This window comes from Duganella sp. Root336D2 (genome assembly GCF_001425005.1).
Classification (GTDB): domain Bacteria; phylum Pseudomonadota; class Gammaproteobacteria; order Burkholderiales; family Burkholderiaceae_D; genus Rugamonas.
Genome location: NZ_LMDB01000001.1, coordinates 299,054 through 324,824, shown reverse-complemented (window position 1 = coordinate 324,824; position 25,771 = coordinate 299,054). Strand labels below are relative to the sequence as shown.

Annotated in this window: 20 protein-coding genes; 15 read left to right on the top strand and 5 right to left on the bottom strand. The window is 62.0% G+C overall.

Annotated features, from left to right (window positions below; all coding sequences use genetic code 11):
- Positions 1 to 13: 13 nt before the first annotated feature.
- The 8 genes from ASD07_RS29845 (at position 14) to ASD07_RS01205 (ending at position 6,785) form a co-directional block, all read left to right on the top strand.
- Entirely contained in the window at positions 14 to 268 is a 255-nt protein-coding gene (locus ASD07_RS29845) for a hypothetical protein (RefSeq protein WP_082507042.1), read from the top strand.
- Between the two features lie 12 nt (positions 269 to 280).
- Positions 281 to 595 carry a hypothetical protein gene (locus ASD07_RS01235; RefSeq protein WP_055923971.1) on the top strand — a complete coding sequence of 105 codons (315 nt, stop codon included), beginning with the start codon at positions 281 to 283 and terminating at the stop codon, positions 593 to 595.
- 410 nt (positions 596 to 1,005) lie between these two features.
- Positions 1,006 to 2,700: a phospholipase D-like domain-containing protein gene (locus ASD07_RS01230; protein ID WP_055923968.1), complete on the top strand. Its 1,695-nt coding sequence runs from the start codon at positions 1,006 to 1,008 to the stop codon at positions 2,698 to 2,700.
- A 12-nt stretch (positions 2,701 to 2,712) separates the two neighbouring features.
- Positions 2,713 to 3,225 carry a hypothetical protein gene (locus ASD07_RS01225; protein WP_055923965.1) on the top strand — a complete coding sequence of 171 codons (513 nt, stop codon included), beginning with the start codon at positions 2,713 to 2,715 and terminating at the stop codon, positions 3,223 to 3,225.
- Positions 3,222 to 4,796 (top strand): GMC oxidoreductase, encoded by a 1,575-nt coding sequence (locus ASD07_RS01220; protein WP_055923963.1) that lies wholly within the window; start codon positions 3,222 to 3,224, stop codon positions 4,794 to 4,796. Before ASD07_RS01225 ends, ASD07_RS01220 begins: the two co-directional genes overlap by 4 nt.
- Entirely contained in the window at positions 4,793 to 5,908 is a 1,116-nt protein-coding gene (locus tag ASD07_RS01215) for a ferritin-like protein (protein WP_055923960.1), read from the top strand. Before ASD07_RS01220 ends, ASD07_RS01215 begins: the two co-directional genes overlap by 4 nt.
- Before the next feature lie 9 nt (positions 5,909 to 5,917).
- The gene (locus ASD07_RS01210) at positions 5,918 to 6,379 is read left to right on the top strand and encodes an SRPBCC family protein (RefSeq protein ID WP_055923957.1); all 462 of its coding nucleotides are present in this window, start codon (positions 5,918 to 5,920) and stop codon (positions 6,377 to 6,379) included.
- Between the two features lies 1 nt (position 6,380).
- Positions 6,381 to 6,785, top strand: coding sequence for a hypothetical protein (locus tag ASD07_RS01205; protein ID WP_055923954.1), 405 nt, complete (start codon positions 6,381 to 6,383; stop codon positions 6,783 to 6,785).
- A gap of 8 nt (positions 6,786 to 6,793) precedes the next feature.
- Here the strand turns inward: ASD07_RS01205 and ASD07_RS01200 are convergent, their stop codons facing one another.
- Together ASD07_RS01200 and ASD07_RS01195 are read right to left on the bottom strand one after the other, a co-directional pair.
- Positions 6,794 to 9,412 (bottom strand): glycoside hydrolase family 3 C-terminal domain-containing protein, encoded by a 2,619-nt coding sequence (locus ASD07_RS01200; protein WP_055923951.1) that lies wholly within the window; start codon positions 9,410 to 9,412, stop codon positions 6,794 to 6,796.
- A 23-nt stretch (positions 9,413 to 9,435) separates the two neighbouring features.
- Positions 9,436 to 10,479: a non-reducing end alpha-L-arabinofuranosidase family hydrolase gene (locus ASD07_RS01195; RefSeq protein ID WP_229207042.1), complete on the bottom strand. Its 1,044-nt coding sequence runs from the start codon at positions 10,477 to 10,479 to the stop codon at positions 9,436 to 9,438.
- Positions 10,480 to 10,657: 178 nt separating this feature from the next.
- Between ASD07_RS01195 and ASD07_RS01190 the strand changes: the two genes are divergently transcribed.
- The 3 genes from ASD07_RS01190 to ASD07_RS01180 all read left to right on the top strand — a co-directional run bounded on the left by ASD07_RS01190 (position 10,658) and on the right by ASD07_RS01180 (position 13,233).
- Positions 10,658 to 11,266, top strand: coding sequence for a TetR/AcrR family transcriptional regulator (locus tag ASD07_RS01190; protein WP_055923948.1), 609 nt, complete (start codon positions 10,658 to 10,660; stop codon positions 11,264 to 11,266).
- Positions 11,267 to 11,350: 84 nt separating this feature from the next.
- Positions 11,351 to 12,154 (top strand): oxidoreductase, encoded by an 804-nt coding sequence (locus ASD07_RS01185; protein ID WP_055923945.1) that lies wholly within the window; start codon positions 11,351 to 11,353, stop codon positions 12,152 to 12,154.
- Positions 12,155 to 12,198: 44 nt separating this feature from the next.
- Positions 12,199 to 13,233 carry an NADP-dependent oxidoreductase gene (locus tag ASD07_RS01180; protein WP_055923942.1) on the top strand — a complete coding sequence of 345 codons (1,035 nt, stop codon included), beginning with the start codon at positions 12,199 to 12,201 and terminating at the stop codon, positions 13,231 to 13,233.
- Positions 13,234 to 13,263: 30 nt separating this feature from the next.
- Here ASD07_RS01180 and ASD07_RS01175 read toward each other — a convergent pair whose 3' ends face one another.
- The 3 genes from ASD07_RS01175 to ASD07_RS01165 all read right to left on the bottom strand — a co-directional run bounded on the left by ASD07_RS01175 (position 13,264) and on the right by ASD07_RS01165 (position 17,924).
- The gene (locus ASD07_RS01175) at positions 13,264 to 13,845 is read right to left on the bottom strand and encodes a hypothetical protein (protein WP_055923940.1); all 582 of its coding nucleotides are present in this window, start codon (positions 13,843 to 13,845) and stop codon (positions 13,264 to 13,266) included.
- 29 nt (positions 13,846 to 13,874) lie between these two features.
- Positions 13,875 to 16,232, bottom strand: coding sequence for a sialidase family protein (locus ASD07_RS01170; RefSeq protein WP_055923937.1), 2,358 nt, complete (start codon positions 16,230 to 16,232; stop codon positions 13,875 to 13,877).
- 153 nt (positions 16,233 to 16,385) lie between these two features.
- A complete protein-coding gene (locus ASD07_RS01165; RefSeq protein ID WP_082507040.1) occupies positions 16,386 to 17,924 on the bottom strand; it encodes an alpha-L-fucosidase in 1,539 nt (512 codons plus the stop codon).
- Positions 17,925 to 18,156: 232 nt separating this feature from the next.
- Between ASD07_RS01165 and ASD07_RS01160 the strand changes: the two genes are divergently transcribed.
- The 4 genes from ASD07_RS01160 to ASD07_RS01145 are packed head-to-tail and all read left to right on the top strand — an operon-like array spanning position 18,157 to position 25,755.
- Entirely contained in the window at positions 18,157 to 20,103 is a 1,947-nt protein-coding gene (locus ASD07_RS01160; protein WP_082507039.1) for a sialate O-acetylesterase, read from the top strand.
- Positions 20,100 to 20,834 carry a polysaccharide deacetylase family protein gene (locus ASD07_RS01155; protein WP_055923934.1) on the top strand — a complete coding sequence of 245 codons (735 nt, stop codon included), beginning with the start codon at positions 20,100 to 20,102 and terminating at the stop codon, positions 20,832 to 20,834. Before ASD07_RS01160 ends, ASD07_RS01155 begins: the two co-directional genes overlap by 4 nt.
- A 31-nt stretch (positions 20,835 to 20,865) precedes the next feature.
- Positions 20,866 to 22,779 carry a glycoside hydrolase family 97 protein gene (locus ASD07_RS01150; protein WP_156397803.1) on the top strand — a complete coding sequence of 638 codons (1,914 nt, stop codon included), beginning with the start codon at positions 20,866 to 20,868 and terminating at the stop codon, positions 22,777 to 22,779.
- 12 nt (positions 22,780 to 22,791) lie between these two features.
- A complete protein-coding gene (locus tag ASD07_RS01145) occupies positions 22,792 to 25,755 on the top strand; it encodes a TIM-barrel domain-containing protein (RefSeq protein WP_055923931.1) in 2,964 nt (987 codons plus the stop codon).
- Positions 25,756 to 25,771: the final 16 nt, after the last annotated feature.

Below are 25,771 nucleotides of genomic sequence, written 5' to 3'. Positions count from 1 at the left end.
TCGGAGGCATATCATGAGAGTTGGAGTTCAGTTCACCGGGTCGGTGCCAGCGGGTGCAACCCGCCGCTGGTTTACTTTCAATTGGCCACAGGCCTGGCATGTTAAGTGGAATGTGGTGCCGACATCGCCACGCCCTGGTTCACCACAGATCGACTGGGATGTTGAAGTTGAGCGAGCGGATGCCAACAATATTACTTACTGGATCAGCATTCGCAATGTCACCGCGGAGCCCGTGAACATCGAAGCTCGTTATGCGGTGTTGAACTGAAAGGAGCGATTCATGCGTATTGTCATCGAGACAGATGAGCAGTCAGGTGCCGGTTCAAGCGGCAGCATGGTACGAGCCGGCGGGGGCGACTCCGCTTCGTTTGCGCCCGCGGCGCTTGACGCTACCGATGCGGGCCCGCCGTCGCAGCAGCTGCTGCAGGCGATTTCCGAAGCCAGCGCACCGAGCCTGGCAAGGAACGTCGGCCGTGAAGCCATTGACGGCGGCGGACCAGCCCTCGAGTTGGTGCAAGATCTAAGGCAATCTGCCGCGGAGCCTTCCAGCCGCTCTTCGGAGAGCCCGGAAAACGGCGGTGGCGCGCCGCTGTGACGTATTGAATAGCGCGAAATAAAGCGCGTCGCAATGCACGCCATCCATCTCCTGGATGGCGTGCCATCAGTCGGTAGCGCATCCCACCTTACATTGATACGTCGCTGTTACTTGTGTTACGCATCGCCACGCTCCTACCATCAAAGTCGTGCAGCGCAGTGCCATCCACATTTCGCATCGCGATCGCTTGTTCGAGCTTCCGATTAGGAAGCCGACGTAAAAATGCGACTGTGGAAATGTGCGCAATTCTTCGTCATTTCGCCATGTAGAGTAGACCTGCATGCTCATGCGGAACTGGCTGTACTCACGTAATCAGGCTGTGAAGCGGGCAGTGCGAGGTCCGGGCTTTGATTGGCCTGCCGCCGCGCATTGCATACGTTCCAATTGCGATAGCGAGGTGTATGGTGAGAATGCGTGTATCCCAGGACGGGCCGAAGGCATTGACCGTCAATGCGGTGGCGGGCACTTATGTTGTACTGCTCGGTATGGAGGTGAGCGATGACGCGCGCAAAGGCTTGCTAGGCTTTGCAATCCATCGGACGGATAAGACGGCCGATGAACAGTATTGGTTAAAGGGGTTCAAGACCTTTGAAGCGACTGAACCCAATCCTGCGCCAGGCAGTCTGGTATCGACCCTGGAGCATCCGGTGCAAGGCTTCCTGTGGGGCGACTACACGGCCAAGGCCAACAACAACTACGTCTACAAGGTGGTGCCGGTATATGGCGATCCGCGCAACCTGCAATACGGTGTTGCGGTCGAAGTGCCTGTGACCACCGAGAACGAGGACAATGGCGCACACGCCATCTACTTCAATCGCGGCGTGGCCGGCAGCCAGGCATATGCCCGCAAGTTCGGCAACGTCAGCCCGGCAAAGGCGGGGCCGGAGGCATACAAGTGGCTGTCGCGCGGCGTGGAAGAGGCGATCATCGCTTTCATCGGGCAGGCAAAGGGCGAGCGCTACGCGATCCGGGCCTCGGCCTATGAATTCAGCCACAAGGCAGTACTGGCAGCCTTTGGTGCGGCTGCCGCCAGCGGCGCTGATGTGAAAATCGTGTACGACTGCCGTAAGAAAGAGCCGCAGGAAACCAGCAACAAGGCTATTGCGGCAGCTGGCATTGCAGCGCTGATGATTCCGCGCAAGGCAAATCCAAGCTATATCTCGCACAACAAGTTCATCGTGCTGCTAAAGGATGGCGAGCCGGTCGAAGTGCTGAGCGGGTCGACGAATTTCACCGACGGCGGCATCTATGGGCAGTCGAACGTGGTGCATATCACGCGCCTGCCGGAGGTGGCATCGAAGTACCTGCAGTACTGGCATCAACTTGCTGTCGACACGCCTGCCGTAAAACTGCGCCCTGAGAACCTGAAACAGACCCCCGATCCCGAAGGCGACCTGGCCACCGGGGTGCACGTCGTGTTCAGCCCTCGTCCTTCGCTGAATGCCCTGCAATGGTATTCGGGCAGCATCGACCAGGCGCAGAAGCTGGCAGGGTTCACGGCGGCGTTCGGCGTCAACAAGCTGTTCGCCGATGTCCTGGCACGCAATTCAGCGAATATGCGTTACGTGCTGCTGGAAAAGCCTGGCCCGACATATGACGAGTTCAAGGCCGTTCGAAACAACCTGATCGCGATTGGCGAGGTGCTCGACACGGAAGTTGTCGGCGACTCGGAGTTGCATCGCTGGCTGGGTGAAAAGCTCAGTGGCCTGAACAGCTTCGTCAACTACGTGCATACCAAGTACCTGTTTGTCGATCCAATGGGGGCCAATCCGACCGTCATCAGCGGCTCCGCCAATTTCAGCGATGCCTCGACCACCAACAATGACGAGAACATGCTGATCGTCCGCGGCAATTGCAGCGTGGCTGACATCTACCTCGGTGAGTTCATGCGCCTGTGGAGCCACTTCCGTTTTCGCGATGTCGCCAAGCGCTACTCGATGGTCAACGCGAAAAAGGCTGTCGGCAAAGCGGCCAGCGCCGGGAGTGGCGACAACGCGCCGTACCTGGCCCCGGACGATAGCTGGATACGCACCTACTACGGCGACAACCTGGCCAAGGTAACCGAGCGTGAACTGCTGCAGGGCATGTACATCCCGAAACAATAAAACAGGAGGGACATGGTGATGGATCTGATCGGCGGGCCGGTATGCCAGGCCAAAGTGGACCCCAGCCTGCTGCCCGGTGACGGCCAGGCGTTGACGCATGCGAACAAGGAAGCGCTGTGGGACATCTTCAAACAGATTGCTGTGACCTGGAAGAACGTGCGCTACGAGTCGTCGAACCTGAAAAGCTCGTGGCTGGAGATGCTGCAGCAAAAATCGGAACTTGCGCCCAGCTACACCGGCGAATACGTCAACGCCATCTATGTGGTCAGGGAGCTGGTGGCGATGTACGGCGAGGGGGAGGCATACCGCAGGCTGTTCCTGGCGAACGGCATCCCGCCCGGGCCGCCAGGCACGCGCCTGGCCCACGCCAAGCGCTACGTGGTCGATGAATTCATCAAGCTGCAAGTGATGATGAGCGGCTTCAAGCACTTCGGCGGCAAGAACTACCACGGCTATGTGAAGGGTTCGCGCTACAACGAGCATGCGCTGGTGCGGCAGTACGAACCAAAGGAGAACAACTCATGACTGCCAGCCGAGTCTATGACTATGTCATCGTGGGATCCGGTGTGGCGGGGGTGAGCCTGGCCAAGCGCCTGTTGGAGGACGACCCCGAAACCGCTATCCTGATGCTGGAAGCCGGTCCGTTCATACCGTCGCGCGACCGGCGCTCCTGGTGGGACTACATCACCTTGAATCGTGCGCCGTACGACTTCACGTATGACCAGGATTGGGAAGTGCCGTCCACCGGCAACGTGAACTGGCTATCGGCAGGTACGCGAGTGAAGGCGGTTGGCGGTTCGACCATGCACTGGGGAGCCTGGAGCCTGCGCTTCAAGCCGGAAGACTTCCAGCTCTACACGAATACCGGTGAAGGCGCCGACTGGCCAATCGGCTACAACGACCTGGAGGACTATTACAACCAGGCGGAGGAATTCCTGTCCGTCTGCGGCGACGACGCCGAGGACTGGTCGCCGCGCAGCAAGCCCTATCCGGCACCGCCTTTCGCCTGGACGGCGGCCGATGGCGAGATGATCGAAGCCTTCCAGGCTTTGGGCATCAAACCCGGCAAGATGCCGATTGCCCGCTACCGGAAATGCCTGACCACCGGCACCTGCAAATACTGTCCTTTCGGGGCCCGCTTCTCCGCGCAGAACGTGCTGACGGAAATGACGGACAACAAACGCTTTGTGAACTTCGAACTGCGCGCCAACACGCCAGTGACGGAAGTGCGCATGCGCAGCAAAGAGGAAGTGGACGGCCTCGATTGCATCGACAACACAACCGGTACGCACTACATCGTGCAGGCAAGCCGTTACGTCATCTGTTCCGGCTCCTATGAAACGCCGAAGCTGCTCATGAAATCGAAGAACCAATACTGGCCGCAAGGCGTCGGCAATGACCACGACCTGCTGGGGCGTTTCATCATCTCGCACTCCATGCTCAAGGTGCGGGGCCGTACCCCCGCCAATCCGAACCGGTGGTTCCAGGAGTACGACTTCCCGACGTTGATGTCGCGCAGCTACGATACGCCGGAACGGCAGAAGATCGGCAAGATCTTCTTGTTCAAGGACCGTGTACGCCCCAATACCGACATCGCCGCCTTGATGATCGCCGGGAAGACGCCGGAAGAGGTGGACACGATCGTCAGCGGCCCGATGGAGATGGAGCTGCAGGCTTTCATGGAGGAGAAGGGCAAGTTCGACAACCGCCTGCAGATCGCCGAGGGCTATGACAGGTTCGGCCTGCCGCTGACGACGGTCAGCTTCAGTCGTACCGAGCAGGAAAACATCAATACGCAAGCCAATCTCGACCTGATGCAGGAAGTTATCGTCAAGATGGGTTACGAAGTGGTGTACGCCAAGACGGAAGACCCGGGTGCGCACCATACCACCGGCACCTGCCGCATGGGTGCGACGCCGGAGATGGGGGTCACCGACAGCGACCTGAAAGTTTTCGCTACCGACAACCTGTACCTCTGCTCGAACGGCGTCTTCCCGAGTGGCAGCGCAGTTAATCCGACACTGACGCTGACGGCGCTGTCGATGCGCCTGTCCGATCACTTCCTTGCCCACCCAATCAACAAGGCCCAACCATGACTACCGCCCCCGCCAGCAGCCTGCACGACCGTGTGTGTCAGGTCCTGAGTGCCCGCAATCCGAGCATCAAGGAGAATGTTGCGTGCCTGATGCATGCCGAACTGGAGGTGAAAGTCAGCCCGGAAGAGCGGCTTGCCTTGCTGAAGAAGACTTTGCAGCAGGCAGTGCTGCTGGAGTTTGCCACGCTGCCCCCATACCTGTGCGCCTTGTGGTCGATCAAGGACAATCTTGATCCGGTGGCCAAGTCGATCCGGCACGTGGTGCAGGAGGAAATGCTGCACATGGCGCTGGCCTGCAATATGCTCGCGTCGCTGGGTGGCAAGCCGCATATCTACGACACCACCAGCGGCGGGCTGCATTATCCATGCGCATTGCCAGGCGGCGTCCATCCCGAACTTCACATCGGGCTGGCCGGCCTGAGTGATGCAACGCTGGACGACTTCATGGAAATTGAACTGCCGGAAGCACCGATGGAGATCGGCACTTACGACAGCAAGTACAAGCACGCCCATGATCACGAAGGGACGCACGCCAGTACCATCGGGGCGCTGTACGACGCCATTGCCCATGAATTCGATAGCCTGAAGCCGGAAATGACGCCGGACCACCAGGTCGCGGGGCCATTGTCCTGGTTTGTGGTGGATGCCCCTGAAAAAGTGGTCAGCGCTATCGATTGGATCAAGACGCAGGGCGAGGGCGCGGTGCAGCTCGACCCTTCGGAGAAGGGCCTGGCGTCCTTATCGCACTACTACCGTTTCTGGGAAGTGCGCGAGCGGCGCAAGATCGAGTACGACCCGGTCAACAAGAAGTACGTATTCGGGGCGCCGCTCGAATTCCCAGAGGCCTGGCCCATGGCAGAGGTGCCGGAAGGCGGCTACCGCGCCGATGAAGTGAGCCAGGAGGTTGGCGACCTGCTGCTTGGCTTTGACCGCACTTATTCGAAGGCGATCCAGCTGCTGGAAAGCGCCTGGGGCGAGGGCGGGCAGGGCGCGATGTGGCGCGCCATCGAGTTGATGTTCGAGCTGGAAAAAACGGCGCGGCCCCTGATGCAGATTCCGATTCCTGATGGCCGGGGCACGTACGGCCCTTGCTTCCGCCTGATCAATCTTTGAGGAGCCGCCATGTTATCGACACCCCAGCAGGCCGGCGAGCTGCGACATGTAGTCAGCACCGTCGAACTGAATGCATCGGCCGACACGGTATGGTCGGTGGTTGGTGGTTTCTACACCATCCACCACTGGCATCCCGATATCACGGAGTCGGAGGTCGATCCTGAGCAAACCGAGATCCCGATGCTGCGGCGGGTGCTGACCTTTCCAGGACAGCCCACGACGACCGAAGAGCTGGTGACGATGGATAACCCCAATCGCTGGTACAGCTACAAGTGGCAGGCCGGGGCCTGGGGCGAACAAGTGAAGGAGTACCAGGCGCAGATCCGCGTGCTGGAGATCGTTCCCGGCCAGACGTGCATGGTGCATTGGTCCTCGACATTCCGCTACACGGAAGATGCACTGAGCTCGTTTTACCAGCGCGGGTTGGATAACCTTATCGAGCGCTTTGGCCGTTCAAAATCAAGGAGCTGACATGGGAAGCTATGTGGAAATCAACGACACACTTCAACTGACTACGGAGCAGGGATTCCCCGCCGACCTGCTGAACCTGTCGCGGCACCGGGAGAAGCCGATTACGCTGCAGGACGTGGAGGGCAGGGTGTTCGAATTCAAGGACAAGCCGAGTGCCCGCATCTTCCAGCTGGACCCTGTGCGCGTCTATTACGTCCACAATATCGATGGCAAATGGCTGTTCTGGGGCAGGGTCTTCGTCGAGAGCCAGACCATCTACAAGAAACTGAACGCCGATGGCAGCTGGACGGAGGGGAACTGGCTAACATCCGGCAGCTACCGCATCATCGACGTGTATCCGCCGGACTACCAGCACACGTTTACGCTGCATGAGGCGCCGGCGGATCGCAATTACTTCAAGCCCTGATACGTCACTCAGAACTGTGGCAGCTGGCGTCGCCCTTTAACTGTCAGTTGCTGCCTCACGCCGCTGGACGGATGTGGCACCGTTGCCCCGGCGGGCTGTCCGCCTCCGACCCAAATGATGGCACTGCCGGCTTCCACGATACGGTTGCCCTTCGCGTCGACCGTGCTCATTGCTTTGCCATCCAGCGCAAATGCGATCCTGCGCCGCTCGCCCGGCTCCAGGTGGACGCGGGTGAAGGCGGTCAGCGTGCTGGTCGGCGCGCTGCCGCCGGGACGGCTGACGTACACCTGAACCACCTCATCACCCGCGTATTTGCCATCGTTTTTTACGTCAACCGAGAGTTTGATGCCGCATCCGGCGCAGACGGTCTTTGGCGTTGCCGCACTGGCGGAATAGCTAAAGTGCGTGTAGCTGAGGCCGTGCCCGAACGGATAGAGTGGCGCGCCCTTGAGGTACTTATAAGTGCGCCCTTGCATGCTGTAGTCCTTAAATGGAGGCAAGTCCGCGGCCGCTTTGTAGAACGTCACCGGCAGGCGGCCGGACGGGCTGAAGTCGCCGGCGATGAGTTCGGCCACAGCCTGTCCACCTTCGCCGCCCGGATACCAGGCCTGGATGATGGCCGGCACATTGCCTTCGGCCCAGTTGAGAGCCATGGCGCTGCCGCTCATATTTACCAGCACCATCGGCCGGCCGAGTGCTGCCAGGCGCTCCAGCAGCGCTTCCTGGGGGGCGGGAAGGTCAATGCTGGTGCGGTCGCCGCCGGCAAAGCCGGGCGCTTGCACGGACATCTCCTCGCCTTCGAGTTCCCAGTTCAGGCCGCTGACATAGACGATCAGGTCAGCCTTGCTTGCCGCTTCCAGCGCAGCCGTATCGTCGAAACTTGGCTTGCTCCACTGCAGGCGCTGCTCGCCGCTCCAGCCGGTCTGTTGTGCCTCGATTTCGATCCGGTACACTTTACCGGCCTGCAGCCTGATCTCGGTTTTTGCAGTCGGCCAGGCGATGTCCCACAAATCTGCCACCAATTGGCCATCGACGCGAATGCGGTAGGGCTGGCCGCCTTTCAGGCGGAAATTGTGCATGCCGCTTTCTGCGGCGCGGACGTAGCCGGACCAGCGCGCTGAAGTCTGGCGTTCATATGCGTCAGGCCAGCCCCATTTGAACTGGGCCTGCGCCATGGTTTCCGATGCACTCGGCGTACCTTGCAGCCTGGTGTTGTCAAAGCGCTCCAGCTTCAACCCGGCCTGGGTGCATGCGGCGTCGGAGTACAGGTTGCCAGGCGGCAGGTCTTGCAGGGGCGGGGCGACCCAGCCCGTACCTTCGACATAGCTCACCTGGGCATTCGGGAAACGGGCACGGATGCCGTCCAGTACTGTGACTGGCCTGCTCGGCGTGCCGCTGTAATTGCCCACCAGCGCATCGATGCTGTGGGCGTTCGGCCCGATCACAGCAATGTGTCGTGGCGCTTTCTTTAGCGGCAGCAGGCCGTCGTTTTTCAACAGCACGAGCGATTGGCGTGCCGTTTCCAGGTTCAGGCTGCGGTGCGCCGGGGTGTCGTAGTCTTTGGCGCTGATTTGCCGGTAGGGCCGGTTGCCTGGCGTTTCGAGCAGTCCCAGCCGGATGCGCGCTTCCAGCAGGCGCTGTATGGCGCGGTCGAGGGCGGCTTCCGCCAACAAGCCCTGTTTGACGGCGCGCACCGTGGTCGCAGGCGCCGCGGTCGGCGAGCCGCCAAATTCGCAGACCAAGTCGGTGCCGGCGTTTACTGCCGCCGCAACCGCTTCTTCCGGCGTCTTGGCATAGCGGTGTGCGCCGTCCAAATGGATGTCTGCCACGGCGCCGCAATCCGATACGATATGGCCCCGGAACTTCCAGGCGCCGCGCAGGAAGTCCTTCAGCAGCGGCACGTTGGCGCAGGCCGGCACGCCATCCACGGCGTTGTAGGCGCACATGACCGACAAGGCCTTGCCTTGCGTGACGGTGGCATGGAATGCGGGCAGGTAGGTCTCGACCAGGTCGCGCGGCGCAGGATGCACGTCTTCGCGGTGGCGATCCGATTCGGGGCCGCTGTGAACCGCCAGGTGCTTGACGGTAGCCGACACCTTTGGCGCCAGCGGGTCGTCGCCTTGCAAGCCTTGGATATACGCGACTCCCATGAGCGAGGTCAGATAGGGATCTTCGCCATAGGTTTCCTGGCCGCGGCCCCAGCGCGGATCGCGGAAGATATTCACGTTGGGCGACCATACAGTCAAGCCCCGGTAAATGCCAGTGGCGCCGTCGGCGCCGACCGTTTCAAGATATTTGGCGCGGAATTCGGTGGCGACCGTATCGCCGACCCGCTTCATGAGGGCACGGTTCCAGGTCGCCGCGAGGCCGATGGCCTGCGGGAAGACCGTGGCGTTGCCGGCGCGGGCAACGCCGTGCAAGCCTTCGTTCCACCAGTTATAGGCGGGAATGCCCAGGCGTGCGATGGCCGGGGAGTCGTGCTGCAACAGGCTGGCTTTCTCTTCCAGCGTCATTTGCGCCACCAGGTCGGCCGCGCTGCCGCCGCTGTATGCCTGTGCCGACAAGGCATACATGCCGATGACAATGGCCGCTGCCTTGGCGCATACGGACCTGCGATCGATGTTCATGACAGATTTTCCTGCCGGTTCGGTTAGCGGCAGAGCGCACTGACTGGATTTTCACCCTTGGCGGTGATCACCCCCAGGCGATACGGGATCTTGATGTAGTCATCCACAGGCACTGCCGGGTCATTGCCCTGGAAGAGGTATTCGAGCGGCCGGCAAGGATCGATGGTCATTGTCTGGTCCGCGTTGGTCCGGACCATTTCGCCGTGAGAGATACCTTCCGACCAGATCTTTTCGACGTTAGTGCGGTTGGCGAAGGCATTCATGGGGGCGGAAGAGAATGGCTCCCATTTTCCTTCCAGGCCGTCGCTTTTCCAGATCCGGAAGTAGCGCCCCTGCGGAGAAATTGCTTCCACCAGGGTGATGTAGGTTTGTGTATTGGCGATCCTGTAGGTGTTGCTCGCCTCGAACAGGTCCTCCCTTTTTTCGTTCATGACGGCGACCGTGTTGTGGAAGCCATTCGGGAAGCGGGCTATATCGGTTTCGGAGCGCAGCATGCGGCCGTGGTCATCGGTATTGAACAGGTAGCACTTCTTTTCGTCGCAAATCACCCAGAAATCCAGCCAGCCATTGCCCTGCGGCTGCTTGATGATATCGGGAGCGACGGAAAAAAACGGTTTAGGTGCGCTCCAGGACGCCGGATCGCCGATGTCGTTCGACGTCGAGTAGAGTGGATCCGGGCCCTGATAGATGAGGTACCAGGTTTTTTGCGGAGCAAAATAGAATACCTGCGGTGCAGCGCGATACCCCGGCCCCATCGGGGACCTGTCAAGCGGGACTATCTTTGCGCTCGGCGCCTCCGACCACTTTTCAAAGCTGGTGTAGGCGAGCCCCCAGCCTGCCGATCCGGCGGTCGTCATGAATACGTGGTACCTGCCGTTCACACGGACAATCGACGGGTCTTTCACGGCATAGATTGCCTGCTTCGTATCCGGTTGCGGCGATATCAGTGGCGCGCTCGATTCCCAGCCAAACGTCGCATGGCTTTCAGTGCCGCCCGAAATGCTGTTGGGACCGCTGCACGCTGTCAGGGCAGTCATGATGGTCACGCCGAGAATGCATTTTTTCACGTTCAAGATTCTTCCTCTGGGCAGCAAGGGAGCAGTCGGCATTGCCGTACTGCCTCTCTATTGATAATTTGCGAAAACTCACTCTAGGGTAGACGGTTTCTATACGTCAATAAGTTCCAGACCGGTTGCTAGAAATAATAAACAGCCTCGGTAGTTTTATATTGCGCGGTTATGGTATATGATGATCGTCATGTCAAAGAAAACCACAAAGCAACAGTTGCCAACTCGTAAAGAGGAAACGCACGAGCGTATCGTCGAGGTCGCGGCGCGCGCCATTCGCCGTACCGGCTACAGCGGCACCGGTGTCGCTGACATCATGAAAGAGGCCGGCCTGACACACGGCGGTTTTTATGCGCACTTCGATTCGCGCGACGCGCTGCTGGCTGAAGCCGGGGATCGTGCCGGCGCCGAGTCGGTGGCGCTGGCGGCGCGCGTGGCGGCGGCAGCTGCGCCGGGGCAGGCGTTGCAGGCAATGATGCAGGCCTACCTGTCGCCAGAACACATAGCAGCCATTGAAACCGGATGCCCGGTTTCGGCACTGGGATCGGAAATGCCAAGGCAAGCGCCGGAGGTGCGGCGTGCGGCAACCATCCACATCAAGGAAATGATTGACTTGTTCGCGCGGCAAATGCCGGACTGGGGCCAGCCCCAGGCGCATGAACAGGCAATGGCCCTGGTTTGCGGCTTGATTGGCACAACGATGGTGGCGCGTGCGGTTGACGACCCCAAGCTGTCGCAGGCACTCTGTGCGGCCGCGCTCAATCGATTTTTACCGGCCTCCGGTTGAAGCGGGGCGCTGCGGCGGCGCCTTTTTTTTGGCATGAAATATGATACGCATCATATTGCGTAATCGATTTGAGAGGAATCTGGCATGAAAAAGATCGCTTTGGTTACCGGCGCTTCGTCCGGCATTGGCGAGGCGACGGCAACGCGCCTGTCGGAGGCGGGCTTCAAGGTGTACGGCACCAGCCGCCGCGGCGCCCAGGCGGGGACAGGGGCATACACGATGCTTTCCCTCGATGTGACGAGCGACGATTCGGTGCAGGCCGCGGTCGCGGCCGTGATCGCGGCGGAAGGGGGCATTGATTTGCTGGTCAACAACGCTGGCTTTGGTGTGGCGCCAGCGGGGGCGGAGGAAAGCTCCATCGCACAGGCGCAGGCGATGTTCGACACCAACTTCTTTGGTGTCGTTCGCATGACGCGCGCCGTGCTGCCGCATATGCGGGCGAGGGGAAAGGGGCGCATCGTACACATCGGTTCCGTGCTGGGCATCCTGCCGATGCCTTACGGCGCATTGTATGCGGCCAGCAAGCATGCCATTGAAGGCTATTCGGAATCGCTGGACCACGAATTGCGTCACTGGGGCATTCGTTCCATCGTGATCGAACCGGCATACACGAGGACACCGTTCGACGCCAACCTGCTGCAGCCCGACGCCACGCTGGAAGCATACGGCGAAGTGCGCAACACCGTCGCGCGCAGGGTGCAGCAGGCGATGGCAAGCGCCGAAGGCCCGGGGGTCGTAGCGGAAACGGTATTGAAAGCGGCCCTGGCGGGCAAACCAAAACCGCGTTACACCGCCGGAGCCCTGGCAAGGCGCCTGCGCCTTTTACGCTCATACGCGCCGGCCGGCCTGGTGGACGCAGGGCTGCGCAAGGATCTGGGCCTGGCATAGCGCAAGGTCCGGGGTATCTGTTGAAACCATTCGGGAAAATTCCAATGAAAGCACTCGTTTTAAAGCGCTACGGCGGCGCAAAGCATGTCGAGTTCGCGGACCTTCCGCGACCCGCGATTAAACCGGATGAGATCCTGGTGCAGGTGTACGCAGCCGGCCTTAATCCCATCGATAACATGATTCCGACGGGGAGTTTCAAACCCCTCATCAAACTCCGGCTGCCGGCAACCATGGGCAGCGACCTTGCGGGTATTGTGGTGGAGACGGGGAGCCGGGTGACCCGATTCAAAGTCGGGGACGCGGTCTTTGCCAGCACCTTCGACCTGGGCGCCGGCACGCTTGCCGAATATGCTGCGGTGCCGGAGCACGCGGCAGCGCTTAAGCCGGAGAACCTGGACTTTGTGCAGGCCGCGTCAATTCCAATGGTAGGCCTGACTTCATGGCAAGCGTTCGCCGAACGTGCCAGGCTGCAGCCTGGCCAGAAGGTCTTTATTCCGGCGGGCGCCGGAGGTATCGGCAGTTTTGCCATCCAGTTGGCGAAACTGTTCGGCGCCAGGGTCGCAACGACGACCAGCACCGCCAATGTGGAATTGGTGCGCCAGCTGGGCGCGGACGAAGTGATCGATTATAAGAAGCAGGAGTTCGAAGAGCTGCTGCGCGACTGCGACGTGATACTTGCGACACTGCGCGGCGGCGAGCTGGAAAAGTCCCTGCAGGTCGTTGCGCCAGGCAGCAAGATCGTCTCGCTGATCGGGCCGCCGGATGCCGCGTTCGCACGGCAGCGCGGCATGAACTTCCTGATGAAGTTCGTGTTCGGCCTGCTGAGCTGGAAAATCATCCGTCTCGCGCGACAGCGTGCGTCCAGCTATTCCTTCCTGTTTGTTCGTCCGGATGGCCGGCAATTGGCAAAGATCGGCGAACACCTTGCCGCGTCGCGCCTGCGTCCCGTGGTCGATAAAGTGTTTCCCTTTGCCCAGGCAAAGGAGGGGCTGGCCTATCTCGGGCAAGGCCGGGCGAAAGGCAAAGTGGTTGTGCAAATGGTGGCTTCCGAGGCGGCAAGTGATGCCATACCGGGGTAGCAGGCTACCCCGGTATGGCAAAGCCAGGGATCAGCTACGGCGGCGCACCAGGGAGGCGGCGGTCAGCCCTCCCAGCATCAGCGCCAGCGTGCCTGGCAGCGGCACGGCATTCGCCGCTTCTGCCACCTCGATATTGTCGATCTGGTTGAAGGCGCCCGAGCTTAAGCGCAGTTCTGCGATGCCGGTCAGCGCCGCAGTCCAGCTGCCTGCATCCTGGATGGCGCCGAGCAGCTTGCCGTCGGCCGACACCTTGCTTACATCGACCAGGTAATCGAAGCTCTTCAGGTTGAACAGTCCGCCGCCAACGCGGGTCAGCGTCACGAAGGTGTCCAGTCCGTTGTCGAGGCCGTCGTGCCAGTTGAAGGTCTGGGGCTCGAACGTGCCGGTGCCGAGGTTTGCCGAACCGGGTGCTGCGTTGGGCGCGTGCAAGGTCAGCTGGAAACCGGCTTCCACATAGCTCAGGTTCGAACCGTCATAGTTCATGCCTGCTGCCAGTGGAAAGCCGTTGCCGTACATGAAGCCGGTGAGGCTGTCGAAGCTCAGGATGGTTGCGTTGGCGCTGCTGGCTGCCGCGCCAAGGGCGATGGCGGCGAGGATGGATTTGAATTTCATAGGGTCTCCGAAAGTTGTGGCTGGCGTCATCAGTAGCTGAATACGACGCCGCGGCCGGCGGCGCTGGCGAATACGCGTCCTGGCACCGACTGGTCCGCAGCAAGGTTGCCCAGGCCGGCGTACTGGTGCTTGTCGTCATTGATCCGGCGCCAGTTCACGCCGCCGTCGTCGGAGCGGTGCACGCCCCAGACGCCGTTGATCGTGCCCACGATGTAAATGGACGACGAGTACGCGGCACCGGCAGGTGCCCTGCCCAGTGCGATGGAAGTTGCGCCATACACCTCCGGATACATCCAGGACGGCTGTCTGCCCCAGATCGGCGCCGTAGCTGCCAGCCTGGTCCAGTTCGCCCCTGAATCGGTGGAATGGAAGATGCTGAAGCCGTCGGCCAGCCAGATATCGCCTTCCGCATTCGGATTCACTGCAAGCGAGGTGTGGCCGAAGTCGGCCACCAGTGCGCCCGCCGCAGTCAATGTGGTGCTTTCGGTGAAAGTGTGCCCACCATCGGTCGAGGTCCAGAAATGCGCGCTGTCCGACCACTGGTTCCACCATGCGCCGCCCGAGTTGTAGGCGTACACCTTGTTGGGATTCTTGCGGTCGGCAACCACGCGGTAGCCGCGGTTGATGCCTACGGCGCCCAGGGCCGGCAGGTTGGTATAGCTCCAGCTTGCACCGTTATCGGTGGTATAGGCGGGCCGGGAATTGGACGGCGCCCAGACGATATGGCCCGGCTTCGTGACCGCGATGTTGGATTCACCTCCCGTGTTGGCCACGCCGTCAGGGTGGTTGGCAGCAAACGCCGTCCAGCTCAGGCCGGAGTCGCTGGAATAGGCGCCGGCGACGTTGGGCGTGTTCCACACGGGAGTACCGATCGCTGCGATATAGGAAGGCGTGGACCAGGCCATGTCGGCGCTATTGCCGTTGCCGAACCAGCCGCGCGGGCCGCGCGTCGGCGTCTTCAGGAGCTCGGTCTGCACGTGCATGCCGATATCGCCCGAACTTCTGAGCAGCGTGTAGCTGGCGCCCTTGGGCGGCGTCGCCAGGCCGAGCGTGGCAGTTTCCTCGAGACCGTTCACGTCCAGGTTCCAGGCCGGCGCCGCCGCCGATGCGTTGCTGGTTCCCCACACGCCGCCGCCGAAGACATGCAGGATGCGGTCGGGGTTGTTCGGGTCGATTTCGACGTCGTCGATCCAGCCGGCGAAGTCCGGGCCGGACGGGGTGTGCGGCGTCATCGAGGCAATTTCGCGCCAGCTCTGGCCGGCGTCATCCGACAACTGCACGATTGGCTGGCCTTGCCAGTTGCCCCAGGAATTCGTGACGCCCAGTGCAATGCGGGTGGTCGGGCCGGAGCCATGGACCGACAGGCCGCCGAGACCGAAGTTGACCCACTGTTCGGTGTCGTAGCCCTTCAACAGCGTCCAGTTGCTGCCGTCAAATTTGTAGAGCCTGGCGGGACCGCCGGCGCCCGGGCCGATGTCACGGGTGAACACCATGTAGATCATGCCGTCCCTGGCGCGGACCATATGCGGGATGTGGTAGCCGCTTACCGGCGTCGCGATGCCCGTCCAGCTGGCACCGCCGTCGGTCGACTTGTACAGGCTGAAACTCAAGCCGGCCGCATTGGCATAGTCCGGCGCCACGGTGGCGTAAATACCCTGCGTGGCCGCACCCGCGCCGGTGCTGGAGGTATCGAACAATACGCCTTCGATGCCGCCCGAGGTACGCCCGGGCAGGCTGGGGATCTGGTCGGCGGGATACTGGAACGACGACAGCGAAGTTACCTGCGCCCAGTTCTGGCCATGGTCCGAGCTCTTCCACAAACCCGCTGTGCGCGAGCCGTAAAACAGGACCGAGGACTGGTTGGGATCGACCATCAGGCGTTCGCCAATGGCTCGGCCCGGATCGTTGGAACCGACGCGGAAGGGCAGGTCGACATGTGTCCAGTTGTCGCCGCGATCGCTGGAGATGTAGAGGCGGCCATTGCTGCCGGCCCAGTCGTACAGGCCTGTGACCAGGTAGACGCGCTTGTCGTCGCTGGCGTCCAGGGCAATGCTTTCGGCACCGTTGAAGAACTCTTCGCGAATCCCGAAACCATCGGTAATCGGAATCCACGTCGAGGTCGCTGCCTCCCAGCGATAGCTTCCTCCCATGTCGGTGCGCGCGTACAGGACATTCGGGCTGGTAGGGTGGAATACCAGGCCGGGCACGTAGCCGCTGCCGCCGAATTTGACGTTCATCCAGCGGCTGCCGGTTGCCGTGCCGGCGGCGCTGCTGGTGGTGACGGTAGCGGCGAAAGATGGCGACTGGGTGGCGGGACTGCTTTCGCCACCGCAGCCTGCCGCCAGGCCTGCCACGAGGCAGGCGAGGGCAAGGGTTTGCTTCTTCATCCTTAAGCTCCAAGAAAAATGTGATGCCGTGATTGTTGGAATATCGGACCGGATGGTCCGACAGAACCAGACTACGTCGAGGCCAAAACCATTTTTCGCATTCGCGGCTAGAAAACCTTGAATGTGCAGGAAGTTGTAAAGATTTACACGGTATTAGAAGCTGACCTTGAAGCTGGAGGCCATTTGCGACGGCAGGCTGGCCGGTAGCTCGATGGTCAATGCCTCATCGGTTTGCTGCCAGCGCAGCGTCGTGCTGCTGCCAAGCAGGGTGACTGCCTTCACCGCACGCGGCTCGAGTCCGGATTTGCGGCCCAGCGACTCGATGCGCACCGGCTTGGCTGGCGTGCCGAGCGTGATGGCGTAAATCGCTCCCGCTTTTGTGGTGAAGCGGATATCCTGCGGCGTGTAGGCGGTATCTTCCTTGAAGTGGCCGGACGATGCCTTTGTCGGACCCTCGCCGAAGGTCTTCCAGGGACGGGTGCCGTAGATGGCCTCGCCATTGATGGCCATCCAGGCCGCCATCTCCTGCAGGAAGCGCATTGGCTCCGGCGGCAAGCTGCCGTCAGGGTATTGCACCACGTTCAGCAGCAGGTTGCCGTTCTTGCTGACGATATCGGCCAGCATATGGACCACTTCGCTCGTGCTCTTGTACTTGTAGCCCTCGCTGTAGAACCAGTCGCCAATGGAGGTGTCGGTTTGCCAGGGCAGGGGATTGATGTGATCCATGACCCCGCGCTCCACGTCCTGTACGCCGGCTTCGCGTATGAACTCGCCGGAACCGATCTCCTTGTGGTTGTAGACCGCTTCCAGCTTGCCGCCGTGGTTGGCGATGCTGGCGTTGTAGAAGTTTGCCAGCAGGGTACGCCCTACCGTACCAAAAGGAATGCCACCGTCGGAGTAGAGCAGGTCTGGCTGATAGCGCGTCACAAGGTCGGTGATGCGGTTGAACCATTCCTGGTGGAAGCGTGCATCGGTGGTGTACCAGGTGCTTGAACTGCGGTACGGCTGGTTGTGGGCGCGATGGTAGAGCGAGGCGTACTTCGGATCGGCGCCATCATAGTCCACGCCCAGCATGGGCCAGGCCTGATCGTAGCCATGGCTGGGTGCGAACCAGCCGTAGCTGGCGCCGAGGTGCTCCGAAACCCCGAAGCGCAAGCCGGCTTTGAGGGCGGCTTTCTTCCAGTCGCCGACGATATCGCGCTTTGGACCTGTTTTCACGGCGTTCCACTCGTGATGGCGCGAGTCCCACAGGTCGAAATTGTCATGGTGCACGCCCATGCTGACGAAGTAGCGCGCGCCAGCGTTCTTGTACAAGGCCATCAACGCTTCGGGGTCGAATTTCTCGGCTTTCCACAGGGGGATGATGTCCTTGTAGCCGGACTTCGATGGGTGGCCGTAGTGCTCAAGGTGGTGTTTGTATTGCGCGGTACCGTAAATATACATATTGCGCGCATACCAGTCGCCGGCGCGCGGCACGGATTGCGGCCCCCAGTGCGACCAGATGCCGAACTTGGCGTCGCGGAACCAGTCGGGCGCCTGGTAGGTTTTGAACGATGCGGCGTCCGCGCGGAACGGACCGGCAACGGTGCTCAACTGGACGGGCAAATCCTCGGCGTGGACTGCCGGGATCGGCACGCACAAGGTAAGCAGTGGGGCGGCAAACGCGAGCAGCGTGGCGCGGCGATTGGGCATGGGTGGTCTCCGGATATTGTGAACTTCAGATGGCGGAGACAGGTTAATTACATTCGACCGCCCGGGCAAGCGATGCCGTGCGTTTTGGGGGAAAGTGCGAAATATCGTTGGCCTGCTTGTTAACTTTCGCAATTGCCACCGCTTTGGCGCCGCTCGCACAATGAGGTTGATCCAGCCAGCCGGTAGACCGCAACGAATGAAATCGTCAATAAACAGGCATCACATCAAGCAAATGCTGCTCGCAGCCGTGGGAACGTTTGCATTTGCCGCTGGCGCCCCGCCGGTTGCCGCGGCACAGGCCCCGTCCTTCGCCGCGATCTTCGGCGATCATGCTGTGCTGCAGCGCGGCCAGCCCATCGTGACCTGGGGCCGGGCGGCGCCTGCCGCCATCGTGAGCGTGACGCTTGGCACCGGGACGGTGCAAGTCACGGCCGATAGCCGCGGCAAGTGGCGCGCCGAACTGCCGGCCATGGCGGCGGGAGGGCCCTATGTGTTGGGCGTCAGCTCAAACGGCAGTGCTGCCACCCTGAATGACATCATGGTGGGAGACGTCTTCCTGTGCGGCGGGCAGTCGAACATGGAGCTGCCAATGGCCAATGCAACCAATGCGCCGATGGATGTCGCCTTCTCTGCCAATCCGCACATCCGCTTCGCCAATATCGTGCGCGACAGCTCGCCAGTGCTGCGTGATGAATTCAAGACGGCGCCGCAATGGCAGGTGGCTGGAGCGCAGTCCACCGGCCAGGCGTCCGCCGTTTGCTATTACATGGCCCGCACCTTGCACCGCCAGTACGGGGTTCCGGTCGGTTTCGTCAATGCCAGCTGGGGCGGCAGTTCGATCCAGAGCTGGATCAGCGGTGAGTCCATGCGCAAGTCTGGCAGCTATGGCCAGGCGCTGGACGTGGTGGATGCGTATGGAGCTGATGTGGCAGCGGGCATGCGTGCCGAGGAAGAGCGGCAGGAAGCCTGGTGGGCCAGCGTCGATCCAGCCGCCCGCGCGCAGCAGGCCTGGGCCGGGCCGGATTTTGACGACAGCGCCTGGCCAGGGATGGAACCGGGCGGGCGCTGGAGCGAATCCGGCATCGAAGCGGTCAGAAAACATCGCGGTGTCGCATGGTTCCGTAGCACGCTCGATCTGACCGCGCAGCAGGCCGCTGGCGTGACGCAGCTACTGCTTGGGCAGATTGCGAGCGCCGACACCACCTGGGTCAATGGGGTGCGGGTTGGCGCCAGCACCAATTGGTGGTCTGGGCGCGAGTACGCGGTGCCGAAGGGTGTGCTGAGGGCGGGACGGAACGTCATCGCGGTCCGCGTCCTGGACGACGATAACGGCGGTGGGCTGCTGAGCCCGGCGGACCAGCGGGTCCTGCTGACGGCGGACGGTTCAAGGATAGTCTTGCCGGCGCGCTGGAAGTACCAGATCGGGTCCCGCTTCAAGGCTACCCAGCCCCCTACGCCATGGGAACCGCCGACCAGCCTGACCACGCTGTACAACGGCATGCTCGCACCGCTGCGGGGGTACAAGTTCAAACTGGCGGCGTGGTACCAAGGCGAGGCAAACGCTGGCGCCGCGCGGGAGTACCGTCGCCTGCTGCCGCTGCTGTTCGACGACTGGCGCAAGACATTTGCACAGCCTGGCCTGCCGTTCGTGGTCGCGCAGCTGACCTCATTCGGGTCGGTGGCGACCAGGCCTGGCTATTCTGCGTGGGCCGAACTACGCGAGGCACAGTCGGCGGCGGTGCGCAACGATCCGCACGCAGGCCTGGCCGTGACGTTCGATTTCGGCGACCGTTCCGATATCCATCCGGCGCAGAAATCGATCGTCGGCGCACGCCTGGCCAGGGCCGCCCGGGTGGTCGCATACGGTGAAGCGATCACGCCAGGCGGACCGCAAGCAGTATCCGCACGCCGCAGCGGAAAGGACATCGTGATCCGATTTGCCGATACCAACGGCGGGCTGCGCACCTATTCGTCGGACACGGCGATCGGATTCGAGGTCTGCGGGAAAGACGCGTGCAAATACGCCCACGCGACTGCCAGCGGCGACACGGTCACCTTGCACGGCGCCGCGACACCGGGCATAAGCAAAGTACGCTACGCCTGGGCCGACGCGCCATTCATCAACCTGTTCAGCGCGGACGACCTGCCTGCCAATGGATTCGAACTGGAGGTGAAATGAAGTCGTTAGCGTTGCCCTGGACACTGTTCCTGCTGTTTGCCGCCGGCAGCGGCAGCGCTGCCGGCGCGTGCGGCCCGGACGCATTGGGCACGTCGCGCGTGCTGACGCTGAAGCATGAGTACGCGGCTTACGGGACGGTGCAGTACGGACCCCTGCCTTTGCAGATCGGCGAGGTAGTCCTTACGTTTGACGACGGCCCGCTCCCGGAGACTCTTGACCGCGTGTTGCAAGCTCTCGAAGCGCAATGCGCGAAGGCGACCTTCTTCATGACCGGAGCCAATCTCGCCAAATACCCGGAGCTGGGGCAGCGCGTGGTGCGGGCCGGCCATACCCCGGCTTTGCACAGCTTTGCGCATCCGTCGCTGAAGTCGATGACAACGGCCGCGCAACTGGCTGACCTGGAGCAGGGAATGCAGTCTTTTGGCGCCGTCTTTGGTCATGCCCCGGCGGCGTACAGGTTTCCTTTCCTGGAAGAGACACCTGCCACCCTGGCGGTACTCAAGGAGCGCAAGATCACAGTGGCCTCGGTCGACGTAGGCATCGACGACTACAAGCCTAACGACATGCGCAGTGCTGCGCTGGTGGAGCGCCTGGTGCAGCGGCTGCACGCCGCCGGCGGCGGCATCGTCCTGATGCACGATGCGAACGCGGCAACGGCAGAGGCGCTTCCGGCTCTCCTGAATGCCATCCGGGATAACGGCTACAAGGTCGTGCAATTGCGATGGGAATGATTGAATGATTTACTGCTCAACGAAGACGAATATGAAGATGAAGAAACTGAGTGTGTTACTGGGCCTGGCCTTGGCCAGCGGTGCGGTGCTTGCGCTGGAGAGCCCGAACCGGCAACTGGACGTATCGGTTGCCGTCAACCCGGACAAGACGTTGTCATATACCGTCAAGCGCAATGGGCATGCAGTGCTGCTGCCTTCACCGCTGGGTTTGAAGCTGGCCGGTGCCGATTTATCGCATGACCTGAAACTGGTGAACACTTCGCCGGTCAAGCTGGTCTCCGACCAGTATGAAATGGCGGTTGGCAAGCGTCGCGAGATCCAGTATCGCGCCAATGAGCAGGTGTACTCCCTGGTTAACGCGGCCGGCAACAAGATGGATGTGGTGTTCCGTGTCTCGGACGACGGCGTGGCATTTCGCTATATCGTTGCCGATCCGGCGCTCCCTGCCAAGCGTTTCGTCAGCGAGGCGACCGGTTTCGCCTTCGATCCCAAGTCGCGCGCCTTCCTGCAGCCGATGGCAGTGGCCAAGAGCGGCTGGGGCAGGACCAACCCTTCCTACGAGGAGCATTATCAGGTCGACATTCCGGTTGGACAGCCAGCCCCGCTGAAATCAGGCTGGGTGTTCCCGGCCCTGTTCCGCAGCGGCGACACCTGGGTGGCCTTGACAGAAGCAAATATGGACGGCGGTTTCCACGCCTCGCGCCTGGCGACCAGCTCGGCAGGTGGCGTGTACCGTATCGATGGACCGACGCCAAAGGAAGTCTTCACCAATGGCAAACTGTTGGCGGAAACCAAGGGCAGCTTGACCACTCCGTGGCGCGTGATCGCAGTGGGAGCGCTCGACACCGTCATGAACTCCACCCTTGGCACCGACCTTGCTGCGCCGGCGATCAAGTTCGACTCCAGGCTGGTCCAGCCCGGCCATGCATCCTGGAGCTGGCCCCTGCTCAAGGATGGCGCCACGGTATTCGAGGTACAGAAGAAGTTTATCGACTATGCGGCCGACATGAAGTGGGACTATACGCTGGTCGACGCCGAATGGGATAAGCAGATCGGCTATGACAAGATGGCCGAGCTGGCCGGCTATGCCGCCGCCAAGGGTGTGAGCCTGCTCGCCTGGTACAACTCCGCCGGCGCCTGGAATGCGGCGCCGCAGACGCCGCGCGACAAGCTTTTGACGCATGAATCCCGGATAAAGGAATTCGCGCGCCTGCGCAGCATGGGCATCAAGGGCGTCAAGGTCGACTTTTTTGGTGGCGATGGCGTCTCGATGATCAAGTATTACGTGGATATCCTGAACGATGCCGCCGATGCCGGCCTGCTGGTCAACTTCCATGGCGCCACCTTGCCGCGCGGCCTGGAGCGAACCTTCCCGAACCTGATGACGGCCGAAGCCATCCGTGGTTTCGAGTTCACTACCTTCGACCAGAAGGAGCACGATGCCGTACCGGGCCATGCGGTAAACGCCGCCATGATCCGCAACCTGTTCGACCCGATGGACTTCACGCCGATGGTGTTCGGCGATATGGGGCAGATCAAGCGCATCACCCGCAACGGCTTCGAGCTGGCCCAGTCGGTGCTGTTCCTGTCGGGCATCCAGCATTTCGCGGAGATCCCGGAAGGGATGGCGACGGTGCCGGACTATGTGCGCGGCTTCCTGCGCGACCTGCCGCGGCGCTGGGATGACAGCCGCTTCCTCGCGGGCTATCCGGCTTCGCACGTTGTCGTGGCGCGCAAGGCGGGTGGAAGCTGGTATGTGGCCGGCATCAATGCCGACCAGGGCGAGCGCACTGTCGAGCTGGACCTGTCCTTCATCGGCGGCCGCAAGGGTGTCATGATCACCGATGGCGCGGGACCGCGCGAGTTCAGCCAGAAGGAACTGGCCTCCGGCAAGACGCGTGTGACGCTCAAGCCCCGCGGCGGCTTTGTCGCGGTGTTCCGCTGAGCGTGAGGATTCATGAAACATCTCCCTGAAACTGTGCTGGCCGCGTCGCTGGCACTGGCGGCTGTCTGGGGCGCACCGGCCCACGCCGCCTGCAAGCAGGCCCCGTGTACCAAGGCCGCGGCAGCGGCTGGCAGTGGACTGGATAAGAACGGCCACTTGCTGGCGCTGCCTATCGCCGCCCGCGATGGCTTCGGCTACGTGCGCCTGCAGCACGGCGTGCAGTTCCGCGTCGGCGGGATCACCAAGAACGTCATCTTCTATGGTCCCGGCACGGTTCGCGTCAATGCCAACCTGGGCGAAAACCACTGGACCAGCCCGAGCATCGTGGTAGTCGGCAAGCCGGCCAGGGTCGCCTTCGAACTGCAGGAAAGCGCGGATACACTGGTCATCAGCAGCGCCCAGTTGCGCATATCCATCGACCGCAAGACCGGCGCCCTGAGATTCATGGATGGCGCCGGCCGTGAGTACACGCATGAGGCGGAGCAGCCGCAATCGGTCAGGGCGGTCGAGATTTCGGGCGCACCGTCCTACGAGGTGGAGAACCGTTTCATCCTCAAGCCGGACGAGGCGATCTTTGGCTTCGGCTATACCGACAGCGACGCCGTCAACCGGCGCAAGCAGGACCTGCTGCTGGTGCAGACCAACCTGGGCATCATCATTCCCGTCATGATGTCGTCCGAACGCTACGGCATCCTGTGGGATACCTATTCCAGGATGCGCTTCCAGGACGGCGCGGAAGGTGCAAGGCTGTGGGCCGAAAGCGCACCTGGCGGTGTCGACTATTACTTCATGGGCGGCCGCTCGATGGACGGCGTGGTGGGCGAGTACCGCCGCCTGACCGGCGCCGCGCCGATGTATCCGAAGCAGGCCTTTGGCCTGTTCATGAGCAAGGAGCGCTACCCCACCCAGCAGCGCATCGTCGAAGTGGCCGAAACCTTCCGCAAGGAGCGCTTCCCGCTCGACTACATTGTGCAGGACTGGCAGTACTGGGGCAGCGACAAGGACGGCAGCTGGAGCGGCATGACCTGGGACCCGGTGCGTTTTCCCGATCCGGCCGGCATGGCGGACAGCCTGCATGGGCTGAACCTGAAGCTGATGGTCTCGATCTGGCCGTCGGTGGGCAATGACACGGCGCTGGCCCGGGAACTGGACCAATACGGCCTGCGCTTCGAACCGCTGCACTGGATCTCGCAAAAGGCGCGTGTCTACGATGCCTACAGCCCGAAAGCACGCCAGATCTACTTCAAGCACGCGAAGTCGGGCCTGTTCGACAAGGGCGTGGACGCGCTGTGGATGGATGGCACCGAAGTGGAGGTTGGTTCCGCCGCCTGGGATGCGGGCAAGAATGAAGCCGACATCAAGGCGCTGGGGAAAAACGCGCTGGGCGACTTCGCGCGCTACCTGAATCCTTATACGCTGCTGACCACCCAGGGCACCTACGATGGCCAGCGCGCCACCAGCGACAAGCGCGTGTTCACGCTGACCCGTTCGGCCTGGGCCGGGGCGCAGCGCACCGCCGCCGCATCGTGGTCCGGCGATATCTTCTCGAGCTGGGACACTTTGCGCAAGCAGGTGAGCGGCGGCGTCAACGTGACCATCACCGGCAACCCTTACTGGACCCAGGACACCGGCGGCTTCTTCGTTGCCCGCGATTTCCCGGGCGGCGAGAAAGACCCGGCCTATCGCGAATTGTTCGCACGCTGGTTCCAGTATGGCGCATTCAACCCGATCATGCGCGTACACGGCACGGACATCGAGCGCGAGCCTTACATTTTCAAGACGCTCGATCCGGAAGTCTACAAGTCCCTGCTCGATACCGTGCACCTGCGTTACCGCCTGCTGCCCTATATCTACGGCCTGAGCGCCAAGGTGACCAGCGACCATTACACGCTGATGCGCGCTTTGCCGATGGATTTTGCGGACGATAAGGCGACCTACGGCATCAATGATGCCTTCATGTTCGGTCCGTCGCTGCTGGTGCACCCGGTCACGCGGCCGATGTACCGCATCCAGCCGCCACCGCCGGCTACCATCCCGGCCGATTACCTGCGCACGCCGGACGGCCAGCCGGGGCTGGCGGGACAGTACTTCGAAGGGCGCAACTTCGACACGCCGAAAGGCCAGGTGATCGACAAGGTTATCGACCATTCATGGCCGGCGCCGCCGCTGGCCACGATTCCGGCCGGACTGAGCCGGCTGGACGACTTCTCGGCGCGCTGGAACGGCACGCTGGAAGCGCCGGAGGATGGCGAGTACGAGATCGGCATCGAAGGCGACGACGGCTACCGCCTGTTCCTCGACGGTGCGCTGGTGCTCCAGCGCTGGGAGAACGGCGGCAAGCGGCTGGCCAGTTCGCGCCAGGTGCTGCGCAAGGGGCAGCGCGTCAAGCTCACGCTCGAGTACTACCAGGCCACCTCGGACCGTAGTTTGCGCCTGGCCTGGCGCACGCCAAGCGCCATCCGGGCGCTGGCGGAAAGCAGGCCGGTGTCGGACGCCGGCATGCGCACCTACCTGCCGAAAGGGACGGCCTGGTATGACTTCTGGAGCAACCAGCGCCACGAAGGCGGACAGGCCGTGGTGCGCGAGGTGCCGCTGGATATCGTGCCGCTTTATGTGCGTGCCGGCGCCATCCTGCCTATGGGACCGGTGCTGCAGTACGCCACCGAACAGCCGGATGCGCCTTACGAAATCCGCATTTACCCGGGCGCCGACGGCAGCTTCACTCTGTACGAAGACGACAACCAGACCTATGCCTATGAAAGGGGCCAAGCCGCCCGCGTCCAGCTTGGCTGGAACGACAAGGCGAAGGTGCTGACCATTGGCGCCCGCAAAGGCAGCTTCCCCGGCATGGTGAAAGCCCGCACCCTGAACCTGGTGCTGGTCGACCCCGCCAATGGCAAGGGCGTCGGCATGGCGCAAGCCGCAAGGGCCGTGCGCTACGACGGCAAAGCCATGGCCGTGCGGTTCTCCCAATGAAACCCCTTAGCAACCC

Coding starts and splice junctions, on each gene's coding strand:
- ASD07_RS01150 (WP_156397803.1), top strand. CDS start 20,866: ATGAAGATGAAGAAACTGAGTGTGTTACTGGGCCTGGCCTTGGCCAGC.
- ASD07_RS01175 (WP_055923940.1), bottom strand. CDS start 13,845: ATGAAATTCAAATCCATCCTCGCCGCCATCGCCCTTGGCGCGGCAGCC.
- ASD07_RS01205 (WP_055923954.1), top strand. CDS start 6,381: ATGGGAAGCTATGTGGAAATCAACGACACACTTCAACTGACTACGGAG.
- ASD07_RS01190 (WP_055923948.1), top strand. CDS start 10,658: ATGATGATCGTCATGTCAAAGAAAACCACAAAGCAACAGTTGCCAACT.
- ASD07_RS01215 (WP_055923960.1), top strand. CDS start 4,793: ATGACTACCGCCCCCGCCAGCAGCCTGCACGACCGTGTGTGTCAGGTC.
- ASD07_RS01225 (WP_055923965.1), top strand. CDS start 2,713: ATGGTGATGGATCTGATCGGCGGGCCGGTATGCCAGGCCAAAGTGGAC.
- ASD07_RS29845 (WP_082507042.1), top strand. CDS start 14: ATGAGAGTTGGAGTTCAGTTCACCGGGTCGGTGCCAGCGGGTGCAACC.
- ASD07_RS01220 (WP_055923963.1), top strand. CDS start 3,222: ATGACTGCCAGCCGAGTCTATGACTATGTCATCGTGGGATCCGGTGTG.
- ASD07_RS01210 (WP_055923957.1), top strand. CDS start 5,918: ATGTTATCGACACCCCAGCAGGCCGGCGAGCTGCGACATGTAGTCAGC.
- ASD07_RS01185 (WP_055923945.1), top strand. CDS start 11,351: ATGAAAAAGATCGCTTTGGTTACCGGCGCTTCGTCCGGCATTGGCGAG.
- ASD07_RS01155 (WP_055923934.1), top strand. CDS start 20,100: ATGAAGTCGTTAGCGTTGCCCTGGACACTGTTCCTGCTGTTTGCCGCC.
- ASD07_RS01230 (WP_055923968.1), top strand. CDS start 1,006: ATGCGTGTATCCCAGGACGGGCCGAAGGCATTGACCGTCAATGCGGTG.
- ASD07_RS01145 (WP_055923931.1), top strand. CDS start 22,792: ATGAAACATCTCCCTGAAACTGTGCTGGCCGCGTCGCTGGCACTGGCG.
- ASD07_RS01200 (WP_055923951.1), bottom strand. CDS start 9,412: ATGAACATCGATCGCAGGTCCGTATGCGCCAAGGCAGCGGCCATTGTC.
- ASD07_RS01170 (WP_055923937.1), bottom strand. CDS start 16,232: ATGAAGAAGCAAACCCTTGCCCTCGCCTGCCTCGTGGCAGGCCTGGCG.
- ASD07_RS01160 (WP_082507039.1), top strand. CDS start 18,157: ATGCTGCTCGCAGCCGTGGGAACGTTTGCATTTGCCGCTGGCGCCCCG.
- ASD07_RS01180 (WP_055923942.1), top strand. CDS start 12,199: ATGAAAGCACTCGTTTTAAAGCGCTACGGCGGCGCAAAGCATGTCGAG.
- ASD07_RS01165 (WP_082507040.1), bottom strand. CDS start 17,924: ATGCCCAATCGCCGCGCCACGCTGCTCGCGTTTGCCGCCCCACTGCTT.
- ASD07_RS01235 (WP_055923971.1), top strand. CDS start 281: ATGCGTATTGTCATCGAGACAGATGAGCAGTCAGGTGCCGGTTCAAGC.